This is a genomic window from Quisquiliibacterium sp. (assembly GCF_982640115.1).
In genome coordinates this window covers 1-12,044 of record NZ_CEXFHW010000121.1, presented here as the reverse complement: position 1 = coordinate 12,044, position 12,044 = coordinate 1, and the positions used below count along the sequence as shown (strand labels likewise).

General features: G+C 73.9%; 9 protein-coding genes and 1 pseudogene. 3 read left to right on the top strand and 7 right to left on the bottom strand.

The window, feature by feature from the left end; all coding sequences use genetic code 11:
• The 3 genes and pseudogenes from AC2H6A_RS13425 to AC2H6A_RS13415 all read left to right on the top strand — a co-directional run.
• Window positions 1-779 (top strand): annotated as a pseudogene (locus AC2H6A_RS13425) (hypothetical protein); the annotation flags it as partial.
• Window positions 780-915: 136 nt separating this feature from the next.
• On the top strand, window positions 916-1,845 hold the full coding sequence (locus AC2H6A_RS13420) for a GNAT family N-acetyltransferase (protein WP_484274108.1): 930 nt from the start codon (window positions 916-918) through the stop codon (window positions 1,843-1,845).
• Window positions 1,842-2,465 (top strand): arsenate reductase/protein-tyrosine-phosphatase family protein, encoded by a 624-nt coding sequence (locus AC2H6A_RS13415; protein ID WP_484274107.1) that lies wholly within the window; start codon window positions 1,842-1,844, stop codon window positions 2,463-2,465. The genes AC2H6A_RS13420 and AC2H6A_RS13415 overlap by 4 nt, the downstream gene beginning before the upstream one ends.
• On the opposite strand, the gene AC2H6A_RS13410 is transcribed toward AC2H6A_RS13415, so the two are convergent.
• From AC2H6A_RS13410 to AC2H6A_RS13380, 7 genes are all read right to left on the bottom strand, one after another.
• Window positions 2,425-4,158 carry a hypothetical protein gene (locus AC2H6A_RS13410; protein WP_484274106.1) on the bottom strand — a complete coding sequence of 578 codons (1,734 nt, stop codon included), beginning with the start codon at window positions 4,156-4,158 and terminating at the stop codon, window positions 2,425-2,427. The genes AC2H6A_RS13415 and AC2H6A_RS13410 overlap by 41 nt on opposite strands.
• 291 nt (window positions 4,159-4,449) lie before the next feature.
• Window positions 4,450-5,688, bottom strand: coding sequence for a TIGR04063 family PEP-CTERM/XrtA system glycosyltransferase (locus AC2H6A_RS13405; RefSeq protein ID WP_484274105.1), 1,239 nt, complete (start codon window positions 5,686-5,688; stop codon window positions 4,450-4,452).
• A complete protein-coding gene (locus tag AC2H6A_RS13400) occupies window positions 5,688-6,941 on the bottom strand; it encodes a TIGR03087 family PEP-CTERM/XrtA system glycosyltransferase (RefSeq protein ID WP_484274104.1) in 1,254 nt (417 codons plus the stop codon). Before AC2H6A_RS13400 ends, AC2H6A_RS13405 begins: the two co-directional genes overlap by 1 nt.
• Window positions 6,938-8,362 (bottom strand): glycosyltransferase family 87 protein, encoded by a 1,425-nt coding sequence (locus AC2H6A_RS13395; RefSeq protein WP_484274103.1) that lies wholly within the window; start codon window positions 8,360-8,362, stop codon window positions 6,938-6,940. The genes AC2H6A_RS13400 and AC2H6A_RS13395 overlap by 4 nt, the downstream gene beginning before the upstream one ends.
• 82 nt (window positions 8,363-8,444) lie before the next feature.
• A complete protein-coding gene (locus AC2H6A_RS13390; RefSeq protein ID WP_484274102.1) occupies window positions 8,445-9,557 on the bottom strand; it encodes an acyltransferase family protein in 1,113 nt (370 codons plus the stop codon).
• Window positions 9,554-11,512, bottom strand: a complete 1,959-nt coding sequence (locus AC2H6A_RS13385) for a hypothetical protein (RefSeq protein ID WP_484274101.1) — start codon at window positions 11,510-11,512, stop codon at window positions 9,554-9,556. Before AC2H6A_RS13385 ends, AC2H6A_RS13390 begins: the two co-directional genes overlap by 4 nt.
• Window positions 11,509-12,044, bottom strand: a 536-nt coding sequence (locus AC2H6A_RS13380; protein WP_484274100.1) for a hypothetical protein, incomplete at its 5' end; no start/stop codon positions are given. The genes AC2H6A_RS13385 and AC2H6A_RS13380, both read right to left, overlap by 4 nt.

The following is a 12,044-nucleotide window of genomic DNA, read 5'->3' as shown; positions in this document are numbered from 1 at the left end:
TCGTGCAGCCCGACACCGCGGCGGTGGTGGCGGCCTGCCGCGCCGCCGGCGCCGTGCTGGTGGAAGATTGCGCCCATGCGCTCTACGCGCGCCGCGGTTCGGCCCTGCCCGGCGCCTGGGGCGACTATGCGATCGCCTCCACCCGCAAGTTCGTGCCCGGCAGCGAGGGCGGCGCCCTGGTGGCCAACCAGGGCCAGCGCTCACACCCGCGCCGCGAGCCGGGCTGGACCGACGAACTGCGCGGCCTGTGGCGGCTGCTTGGCGACGCTGCCGAGGTGGGCGCGATCCGCTGGCCGGCGGCCACACCGACCGGGCTGATCGGACCGCCCGACGAGGCCGCCGCGGCGCGCGAGGCCCTGCCGACACCGGCGCCGGCCGCCGAGATCGATGCCTCGGCCTGCGACCGGCTGGCCCTGCGCTCGGTGCGGCGCCTGTTCGCGAATGCCGACCATGACCGCATCGCGGCGGTGCGCCGGCGCCGCTATGCCCGCTGGGCCGAGGCCCTGGGCGCCTTGCCGCAGGTGCGTGCCTTCGCACCGACGCTGGCCGATGACCAGGTGCCCTATGTGTTCCCGGTGCGGCTGAGCTCCCCGCAGGCGCAGTTCCGGGCCCTGAAGTACCGTGGCATCGCGGTCTGGCGCTGGGACCACCTTGCCCAGAGCCGGTGCGCGGTGAGTGCCGAACTCGCGCTCTCGCTGATCCAGTTGCCCTGTCAGCACAGCCTCGATGACGACGCCTTCGAGCGCCTGGTGCGCGAGTTCACCCTCGCACTGAGCTGAGCAGCCCCCTCGGGAGACCCCCCTGCGCACCCCGTCCGATTCCGCCCCCGGCACCTGGCAACTCAGCCTCTTCGACCCCGCCGATGCCGCCGCCGCGCGCGAGTGGAACGCGCTGCAGGCGGCCGTTGGCGGCAGCGTGGTGCAGCGCGCCGAGTTCGTCTTCGCGGCGGCCGCGATGGCGGCGCAGCCGCTGCGGCTGGCGGTGTTCCGGCGTGCCGGCGAGCCGCGCGCCATGGCCTTGCTGCGGCTGCGGCCCGGGCTGCCGGAGGTCTTCGTCGAAAGCCAGATGCCGCTCGGTGCCTGGCTGCAGTCGCCGCAGGAATCCCTCACCGAGCTCGCCCGCGCGCTGCTTGCGCGGCTGCCCTTCGGGCTGCGCCTGGGCATCAGCCAGGTCGATCCGCGATTCGTCACGCCGCCGGATTCGCCCCTGGTGAACACACTGCCCTACATCCGCACGCCCTGGCTTGCCGTCAGCGGCAGCTATGCCGACTACTGGGCCGCGCGCGGCAAGAACCTGCGCGCCAATCTGCGCAAGCAGCGCGAGAAGCTCGCCGCGCAGGGCATTGCGCTGCGCACCGAGGTACTGCGCGAGCCCGCCGACATGGCCCGCGCGGTGGCCGACTACGCGGCCCTGGAGTCACGCGGCTGGAAGGCCGGCGAGGGCACCGCGGTGAGCCCCGACCATCCGCAGTTCGGGTTCTATCGCGGCATGCTCGAGCGTTTCGCGGCGCGGGGCCTGGCGCAGGTGCACCGCTGTTTCTTCGGCGACCGTCTGGTGGCGAGCGAACTGTGCCTGCTCGAGCGCGGCGAGTTCGTGATCCTGAAGACCACCTACGACGAGAGCACCGCACCGCTGTCGCCGGCCTCGCTGCTGCGCCAGCCGATGTTCGAGGCGCTGTTCGACGGCGGCGAGGTGAGCCGGGTGGAGTTCTACGGCCCGCTCAAGGAGTGGCACACCCGCTGGAGCAGCGAGAGCCGCGACATCTACCACGCCAATGTGCACGCCGGGCCGCTCGCCCGCCGGCTGGTGTCGGCGCTGCGGCGCGCACCGGGGCTCGCGGCGTGATCGCGGGTCTGGCCCGCGGGCTGCGCGCGCGGCACGGCACCCACCGTGGCTGGGCGCGGCTGCAGATCACCCGCGCCGCCCACGGTCTGGGATTGCTGCAGCCCTACACCCGGCTGCGGCTGGCGCGGGTCGACCGGGTGGTGTTCGTGTGTCTGGGCAACATCAATCGCAGCGCCTTTGCCCTGGCGGTCGCGCGGCAGGTCGGTCTGCGCGCCGACTCGGTGGGGCTGGCCACCACGGCCGGCGCGCCGGCCAGTCCGGCGGCCTGCGTGGCGGCCCAGCGCCGTGGCCTGTCGCTGCGCATGCACCAGGCCACGCCGATCGCCGACCTGATCCCGCGGCCTGGCGATCTCTATGCCGTGATGGAGTGGCGCCATGCGAACGCGCTGCTCGCGCGCGGGCTGCCGGCGCAGTCGATCATGCTGCTGGGCGGCTGGGCGCGGCCGGCACGGCTGCACCTGCATGATCCGCACACCCTCGACGCCGCCTTCTTCGACACCTGCTTCGGGCTGATCGACAGCGCGGTGCGGGCGCTGGCCGTCGAACTTGCCGCGGGCGGCCACCCCGCGGCGGGCGCGCTCAGCCTGCCCGAGGCCCGGCGAGCGCCTGCTCCAGCGTGAGCAGACGGGCGCGCTGCGCCGGACTGCGCAGCGCGGCGGCATCGATCAACGAGTCGGTGGCCTCGAAGCGCGTTGGCCTGCCTTCGACGGCATTGGCCGAGCCGTTCGCCGCGGGGGCGCGACGCGCGCCGGCCCGCGCCCGCCAGCGGGCGCTCGCCGCGCGCAACCAGGGCGGGCGCCGCTGCTGCAGCCACATCGACAGCCGATAGCCCATCGGTGGGCCCTCGGCCGGGCTGAATCCGTAGCACAGCGGCAGTCCGGCAAGCTCGGGCGCGAGGCGCTCGATCAGCCTCGCCTCGAATCGGCCATAGTCCTTCCAGGCCAGCGGCAGTCTCGCCGCCGATTTCACGATCACCGGGTCGAGCAGCGGCGTGAGGAAATGACCGCAACGCGCTGCCATCGAGTTGTTGCGGCTGGTCCAGTAACGACCGCGCACCAGCGGATAGACCAGCTCCACCTGCCGGCGGCTGAGCGGCCCGCGGCAGCCGGTCTCGGCGGCGATGGTGTCGGCGAGGTGCGCCTGCAGGGCGGCCAGCGCCCGGGGCTGGCGCACCGCTGCCGGATCGAAGCCACTGTAGAAGACCTGCACCAGATCAACCGGACGGTACGGCCGGTCGGGCAGGTAGAAGAAGTTGCGCAGCACCTCGCCGCCGCCGCCGTTCAGGGCGAGCGCGCCGTCGGCCGATTGCGCCAGACGGGTCTGGCGATCGGCGCCCGCGTCCTCGATGCCGTCGATCGGCAGGCCGTCGAAGAAGTCGAGATCGGCCGCGGGGTCGGGCGGCGCAGTCTGCCGTAACTGCTGCTCCAGGCGCTGCTTGTCGACCGTGGCCAGGCCCAGGCCGAGGGCGCGGTCCATGGCTTGCGCCACCCGCACATCGGCGCTGTCCGGGCCGCCGTAGACATGCAGCGCAGGGGTCTGCCCGGTGGCCCGGGCCGCAGCCAGCAGCAGCCGTGAATCGAAGCCGCCCGAGAGCGCGGCCCGCAGCCGGCCGGGAAAGCCGTGCGCCCAGCCCTCGGCGAGATGGCGCAGGCGCCCGCCGATGCGCGCGAGCGCCTCCTCGGCGTCGGTGAAGGGCTCGCCCGGCAGCCAGTAGGTGGGCCCGAAGAGCGGCACCCGCAGGCCGCGGCAGAGCTCGCGCACCAGTGCCGGGTCGGCGATGCGCACCTGCTCGCAGACCGTCCGGCTGCCGTGGTTGGCGCCATTGAAGAGGTAGTCGAGCGCGCCGACCGGGTCGATGCTGCGATGCGGCTGGGCGTCGGCGCAGGCGAGCCAGGAGGTCGAGAGCAGCCTGCCGTCGGCCGATTCGTAGAGCTTGATCATGCCGAGCGGATCGCCGAAGGACCAGAGGCGGCCGTCGCGGGCCAGCACCACCTGGTACTCGCCGGCGAGCTCGTGGCTGGCCGCGCAGCGCGCGCCGTGGAAGTCGAGCCACAGCGCATCGAGTGCCTGCGCGCCGCTCAGGCCGCGGTAGAAGAGCGTGCCCACGCAGGCCACCAGTCCGCCGTCGAAGAGCCGCCATTGCGCCTCCGGGTCCGGGCAGCCTGGCGTGGCGTGCCAGCCAAGACGGATGCCGGCCCAGTCATGCCAGCGCGGTGCCGGCAGACCCTGACGCATCAGGCTGGCGGCCATGCGCTGGCTGGCCTGCTCGCGGCGTGCCGGGTCCGGGTCGATCGCCAGATGCAGCGCGCTCATGCCCGGCGCGCGCTGCGCAGGCGAGGTCCGGCGCCGATGATGTCCGCTGCCGGCGATGGGCAACGGGCCGTCACGCGCCCGCGGGCGGTCTGCGAAGACGGGAAGTGGTGTCGCGCTGGCATGTCGGCTGCCCTCCGGGTGGGGCAGCCAGTAGGCCGGCATCAGGCACGGGCCGCGCTGCGCGGCCTCAAGGGCGGTGACCGGAGCGTGCGCGGCCGCGCGCGACGCTGAGCAGACTCAGCGGGGCATGCAGGCTCGACCGGGCACGCAGACCCGGTCAGGCACGCAGACTCAGCCCGGCACAGGCACCCGACCGCGCGCGCGGGCGCGCTCGGCGGCGATCCGGTAGGCGCGGCGATAACCCTCCACGCTGCGCGCCCAGGTGCGCTCCCGCTCGACATAGTCGCGGCCGCGCGCCTGCAGGCCGGCGCGCAGGTCGGGCTCGCCGAGCAGCCGCAGCAATCCCGCAGACAGGGCGGCCTGATCGCCGGCCGCAAAGAGCAGGCCGGTGCGGCCGTCCTCGATCAGCTCGCGATGGCCGCCCACATCGGAGGCCAGCACCGGCTTGCCGCGGGCCATCGCCTCCAGCGGCTTGAGCGGGGTCACCAGCTCGGTCAGTCGCATCGGCAGGCGCGGAAACGCCACCACATCCACCGCGTCGTACAGGGCTTCGATCTGGTGATTGGGCACCCGACCGGTGAACACCGCCGCGGCGCCCAGACCGAGCTCGCCGGCGAGCGCGCGCAGGCGCGCGTCCTCCTCGCCCTCGCCGACCAGCAGCAGCCGCGCCGACGGCATCACGCGCAGCACCTCGGGCAGCGCGCGCAGCAGCAGCGCCAGTCCTTCGTACGCATAGAACGAGCCCAGAAAGCCCACCACCGGCCCCTCGCCCAGACCGAGCGCGGCGCGCGCCGCCGCGGTCGATCCCGGGGAGAACGCGAAGCGGGTGGTGTCGACCGCATTGGGGATCAGGGTGATGCGCTCGCGCGGCACCCCTCGGGCCGCGATGTCGTCGGCCAGGCCGTGGCAGATCGCGGTCACCGCGTCGGCCTGGCGCAGCGCCTGGGTCTCCAGCCAGCGGGTGGCGCGGTAGCGCAGCGCCCCTTCGGTGGTGGTGCCGTGGTCCACCGCCGCGTCCTCCCAGAAGCCGCGTACTTCGTAGACCACCGGCAGGCCGAAGCGGCGGCCCGCGCCGATCGCCGGCCAGGCATCGAGCGCCGGCGAGTGGGCGTGCAGCAGATCGGGCCGCTCCTCGCGCACCGCCTCGTCGAGTCGTGCCCGGGTGGCGCGCATCTCGGCCAGTGGCCACAGGCCCGGCAGCGCGCGCAGCGGGCCGGCGGGCGCCGGCGTGCGCAGGAAGCTCAGCTCGCCCACGGTCTCGCGCGCCGGTTCGCCAGGATTGGCGCGCGGCGAGGTGAGGTGCGCGGTCTGCCAACCCATCGCCCGCTGATGCAGCACGATCTCGCGGGTGCGCAGGGTGTAGCCGGTGTGGATCGGCAGGGAATGGTCGAGGATGTGCAGGATCTTCATCAGGCCGCCTTGCGCCCGAGGCGGGCGTCGATGTCATCGAGGAGCCGCTGCATCAGCGGTGCCCATCCGAAGTGCCGCTCGACATGGTCGCGGGCGCGCCGGCCCATGGCCCGGGCCGCCTCGGGTCCGTCGAGCAGGTCGCAGACCGCGGCGGCGAAACCGTCCGCCTCGTCGGCCACCCGCAGATGCCGCCCGTCCTCGGCCGAGACGCCGTCGGCCACGGTACGGGTGGCCACGCAGGGCAGCGCGCAGGCCATCGCCTCGAGCGCCTTGTTCTGGATGCCGCGCGCGATCCGCAGCGGCAGCACCCCCACCGAGGCGGCGTGGAAGTAGGGCACCGATCGCGCCACGAAGCCGGTGACCCGCACGCCGTCGATGGCCGCCAGCGCGCGCACCCGGGCATCGGGCCGTGCGCCGACCACGATGAAGCGCGCCGTGCGGTGGCGCTGGCGCACCCGCGGCAGCACCTCGTGGGCGAACCAGATCGCGGCATCGACATTCGGCGGGTAGTTCATCACGCCGGTGAACACCAGGTTGGGTCCGTCGCCGGCGAGGTGTTCGCGTTCGTCCTCGGGCAGCGCGTCGCGCGGATCGGTGCCGGGTGCAGGCGGACAGAAGAGCGTGGTGTCCACGCCATTCGGGATGGCCACCAGACGCCTGCGCGCCGCGGCATCGAGGTCGGGCAGCAGGCTCTGCATCTCGCGCTCGGTGACCAGGCAGGTGCCGGCGAAGCCCGCCACCGCGTCGAGTTCGAGCCGGCGCAGACGCCGTGCCTCGAGCGCATGCAGCCAGCGCCCGGGGCCGCGGCCGGCGCGCGCGTACTGCGCAAACTTCTCGGAGTCGACATCGGTCATGTCGAGATAGGCGCGATCGCGCAGGGCCGCGGGCACATAGGGCGCGACATTGGAGGAGTGGGCCACGATCAGGTCGGGGCGCACCTCGGCCAGACAGGCCTGCCAGCGTCGGGCCAGCCGCCGGTTGCGGAACCAGCCCACCGAGAGCGGCTCGCCGGCGAGCAGCGACAGGCCGGCGCCCAGCCAGCGCTCGATCGGGTCGAGGGTCTCGATCAGGGCCGAGTCGGCCATCAGGGCGCTCTCGGCCTGGGCGCGCTCGCGCTCGTCGGCCTCGGCAAAGCCGAACACATGCACTTCGTCGCCGCGAGCCTTGAGGGCGCGGATGATGTGGTAGTGCCGGATGGTCGCGCCGTTGATCGGCGGCCAGGGCGCACGGTTGGCGATCAGCAGGATCTTCATCGGGGTGGATGGCGGGGCAACGCGGGCGGCCGAAAGCCGGCCCTGGCGACCCCGTCGGCATCGATACCGGGCAGCGGCACGGCGGGCAAGCCGGCGCGGCCGGGGGGAGGCTGGCGCTGACAGCCGGCCGGTTTCGTGGCGCTGCCGAGGGCCTGACGCAGGCCCAGTGCCACCCCTGCCCCGGTGAGGATCAGCAGTCGCGCGTACCAGAGTTCGCGCAGCGCGGCCGGCGCCTCGGCCAGCCAGGCGGCACCCGTCCACACCGGCACCAGCCAGGCGATCGCGGCGAGCCCGCCCAGCGGCCACCACGCCGGATGGCGCAGCATCGACACCCACAGCGGGGCGAGCAGCGGGATCGCGAACACGAAGGCATGCACATGGCCCTTGGGCGAAAGGCAGGGCACCAGCGCGAGCAGCAGGCAGGCCACCAGCCGCAGCCGCGCCGGACTGCGGCGGCCGCGCCAGGCGGCCAGCGCGCAGGCCCCGAACAGGCCGAGCGAGGCAATCGAGACGACCGCGGCCATGGCGGGCGGAATCCGCACCAGATCGCCGCGCAGGCCGTGGTCCTCGCCCCAGTGCGCCAACCGGTCGAGCACGGCGTGCAGCGACTGGCCGCCGAGCTGTGCGTCGAAGTGAGCGCCCAGCCAGGGCATGAGCTCGCGCACATACCAGCGCTGCTCGGCCCAGGGCACCCAGGGCAGGGCGAGCGTCGCCAGCAGCACGAGCCAGCCGATTGTCCAGGCGATCGCGCGATGGCGGCCGCCCGCGACCGCGGTGAGCAGCAGCACTGCCGGATAGAGCTTGAGCGCGATACCCGCGGCCAGCAGGGCGCCCGCCAGCGCGGGGCGGTCGCGCTGCCAGACGAGAAAGCCCACCGCTGCGGCCAGCGGCAGGGCGTTGAGGTTGCCCGCGGTGACCAGATGCCAGGTGGGCGCGCCGGCCAGTGCGAGCAGCACCGCCGAGGCGCTGGCCAGGCCGGCGCGACCCCGGTGTCCGCTGCCCGGGGGCCAGGCCTGCCGGCAGGCCCACAGGACGCAGGCCGCCACCAGCGCGGCCTGCGCGAGCGCGCACAGCCGGGCCACGGTCAGGGCGTCGGGCCAGGCCATCCAGGCGAGCAGCGGCAGGGCAGGCGGGGGATAGAAGAACAGGTCGAAGTCGGCCGCCTCCGCGAGCGGCAGGCGGGGCCGCACATCGGCTGCGAGCCGGTGATGGGCCGGGCCGTAGAGCGGCTGTCCTTCGCGCAGGCTTGCGCGCAGCGCGTCGGTGTAGATGAGGGTGTCGTAGAAGCCGCTCTGGCGCTGGGCGAGGCTCAGCCACTGGCTGGCCAGCAGCAGGGCGAGCAGCAGCGAGGCCGCGAGCGCCGCCAGGCGCGCGGCCTGGGCTGCGCGGCGGGTGCGCTCGCGCGACGTTGCGTGGCTCATGCCAGCTCGCTCATGCCGCCCCGATCAAGGCTGTCCCCGTCTGGCGCACCATGCCGTCATCGCACGCATCCGATGCAGCCCCTCAGGTGAGCCGCGAGCTGCCGCGCGCGGGCGCGGCCGCGAGTGCCTGTCTGCCCAGGCGGACCAGCCAGCGCCGCAGCCCCGGACGGCTGCGATCGACCAGCGCGCCGGTCGTGACGGCGGCAAGCAGTGCGCCAGTCACCACCAGCGCCCACTTCGCCGGGCCGGGCGTCAGGCCGGTGAGCAGCGCGCCGGCGAGATAGAGCAGTGGAAAGTGCAGGATGTAGATCGCGAAGGTCAGCATGCCCAGCCGCGCTGCCGCGTTGCGCAGGCCGGCCGCGGGCGCACCGCGCGCGGTGAGCAGGCGGCGGGCGGCGATGAAGTTCAGGGCCACCACGCCCGCCAGCCAGACATCGGCTGCGAAGTAGCGCGAGAACGCCAGGTGCTCCATCAGCCATGGGCTCACCCGCGGCGCGAGCAGGCCGTCGGCAAAGCCGCGCATCAGGTCGAGCCGATGGTGCAGCCAGAAGAGACCTGCCGATCCCAGCCAGAGCGCAGCGGCCAGACCTGCAGGCCAGCGCGCGTCGCCGCGGTAGCGGCAGGCCGCCACGCCGAGCAGCCAGCAAGGCAGCAGCAGCAGGATCTTCGGGCCCGCCAGCAAGGCGACCAGGGCGAGCGCCGGCCCGCGCCAGCCCGGCGGGGCGTGCAGCGCGATGCCGAAGAGCAGGTAGTAGACCACCTCGTAGCACAGCGACCAGTAGGGCACGTTCGAGAACGGCATGACCGACAGCCACCAGGTCTCGTTCAGGAAGGCCGCGCTCAGCGCGAGCCGCAGCAGCACCCGGTCGGCTGGAATCACCTGATAGAGCGCCGGTGCGAGCTGGCGGCCGAGGTGATCGGCGGCCAGCGCCGCCAGCACCGACACCAGGGCCAGCGGCACGATGCGCGAGATCCGCGCCGCGGCGTAGTCGATCCCGTCGCGCTCGCGGCCCTCGGCGACATGTGCGATCACATAGCCCGACAGCACGAAGAACACCACCACCGCCGAGTGCCCGAACTCGGCCAGCGGCAGCGGCGCCGGCAGCAGGAAGCGCAGGTTGGAATGCGCGTAGACCACGAACAGCGCCGCGCCGATGCGCACCGCGTCGAGGTAGAGCGAGAGCGCCGGGCTCATCGCGATGCCGTGGCCGCCGCGGGTGCGGCGGCCCGAGAGGCTCGCCGTGCGCCTTGCCGCCGCTGTCGTGCATCGCGCCACAGCACGAGCGCGCAGACGGCCAGCGCCAGCAGCGACAGCGCCGCGCCGGCCTGTTCGGCGGGCAGCCGCTGCCAGCGCAGCCGCAGCGCATGCTCGCCGGCGGGCAGTGTCAGCGCGACCAGACCGGTCTGCGGATCGGCGCTCGCGGGGTGCGGCGCGCCATCCAGCGTCAGGCGCCAGGCCGGAAACCAGAGCACCGGCAGCCGGATGCGCTGCGGCTCTCCGGTGGCCAGCACCCAGCGCCAGCCGCCTGCGCCGTTGCCGGCAGGCGCGATCAGCCGCACCCCGGTCTGCGCGAGTTCGGCCTCGAGGCCGCCGGCGCGCTGCCAGTCCAGGGCCGCGGGGCGCTGCCAGGGCAGGGTGTATTCGCTGTAGCTGCCGTAGGCGCGGATGGTGTCGTCCCCGGCATTGACCGGCTCGCCGTCGCGCAGCACGAGCCGCGTGGCCAGCAGCGCGGTGAGCAGCGCGGCCCCCAGCAGTGCGGCCACGGCCACACGCCGGCCGAGCCGATCATCGGCCGGTCCGCTGCCGGCGAGCAGGGCCAGGGCCCAGCTGGCGCTGATCGAGGACACGAACAGGAACCGGTGCGGGAACTGCACCTTGCGCAGGGGCGTGTCGATCAGCCACAGCGGCAGGCTGAGCTCGCTGGCGAGCAGCAGCGCGCAAGCGCTCGCGATCAGCAGGGCGATGGCGGCACGCCGCGCCGGGGCATGCGCCACGACCATGCCCTGCCCATGTGTGCGCCCGGCCTGCTGACCGCGCGCGCCTTCGGTGCGCATGCCTTCGGGACCGTGAGCTTCCGGCCTGCGAGCGCGCTGCCGTCGCAGCAGCCAGACCCCTGCCCCGGTCAGCCCCAGGCAGACCAGCGACACCGGCCACTGGAAACCGAACCAGCGGATGCCGTAGCGCCAGGCGGTGATGGTGGGAAACGAGAAGGCATCATGCGGCCGATAGGTCTCGGTCCACTCGCGCGCGCTGATCAGGTCCATCGAGGCGAGGGCCGGCAGCAGGAACACCCCGGCCAGGGCCAGCCCCAGGCCGGCGCTGAGCCCCCACGACAGCGCGGCGCGCAGCAGCGCGCGCCGGCCGGCCTGAACGCCGCCCGACCACAGCCACACCAGCGCCGGGGTGAGGCAGATCAGCGCCATCAGGGTGGACACCAGATGCGTGAGCGTCATCAGCGCCACCGCGCAGGCCACCGGCACCCGCAGCAGGCCATCGGTCGCGGACGGCGCGCGCGGGCCGGCCCAGGCGTCGCCGTGGCGTCGCGCCATGGCGGGCAGGCGCAGCGCCGCCCAGAGCAGCAGCCCGAAGCCCGCGGCATTGCTCGCCCAGGGGAAGCCGTTGAAGTGGTTGAACAGCATGAAGACCATCGGCGTGGCCTGACAGGCCATCGCACCCAGCAGCGCGGGCAGGGGCCGCGCGAAGCGACGCAGCAGCGCCCAGCCGGCCAGGCCCAGGCCCAGCAGCGCGAGGAATTCCACCAGCCGCATCGCGCTCCAGGTGGCATCGGTGAGCGGCCTCAGCAGCGAGACCGCCAGGCTGTAGGCCGGCGAGTAGTAGAGCAGGGCGGGCTCGCCCAGGCCCCGGTTGCCCAGCGGCATCCATCGCGGATACGGGTCGCCGGCCGCCAGCCCCTGTCCTACCTGGAAAGCCCAGGCAAGATGCTGGTCGAAGTCCTGGTTGCGGTCGGCGAGGTTGAACACCGCGTGCGGCGAGGCCACCAGCCAGGCGCTGAGGCAGAGCGCGAGCAGCGCGGTGGGCGTGCCCGGACGAAGGCGGCTGTTCATCACCGCGCCATGCTCCCAGCGCCGCCTGGTGCCGGCGCTGCGCTGGATCAAGGCCGGGCCATCGACGCCGCTGCGCGCGCTCACCGGCGCAGCATCGCGGCGGCGATGCCGATCAGGTCGGCCAGGCATGGCAGCGGATCCGAGCCGCGGAACACATAGTGGCCGCGCCGTTGGCCGATCGGATAGGCGAGATAGCGCCAGAGTTCGCGGCCGCGCTGCCAGCGCAGGCTGCGATCGGCGATCAGTCGGGGTGCGAACAGGATGCGCAGCAGTCGCCGGGTGTCGGGCACCAGAAACCGGCACTGCCGCCCCGGGGGCTCGGAGGCGGCCGCCATCACGGGCAGCCCCGCCACCAGCCGAAGATGGTTCCAGGCGAAGTGCGTGCCGGCCTGCTGCGCCAGCGGGTAGCTGCCCCAGTAGCGGCCATTGACCTCCATCAGCACGCTGCGGCCGCTGGCCGGGTCGTGGCGGTACTCGACCATGGCCGGTCCGGTCCAGTCGAGCGCCTTCAGGAGCGCCTCCGACTGCGCCATCAGCGCCGGATCGCGGGCCGGATCGACGCTCTCGCAGCAGGTGGCGGTGCCGCCTTCCGGCGGCCATTCCCGAAGGCGCCGAT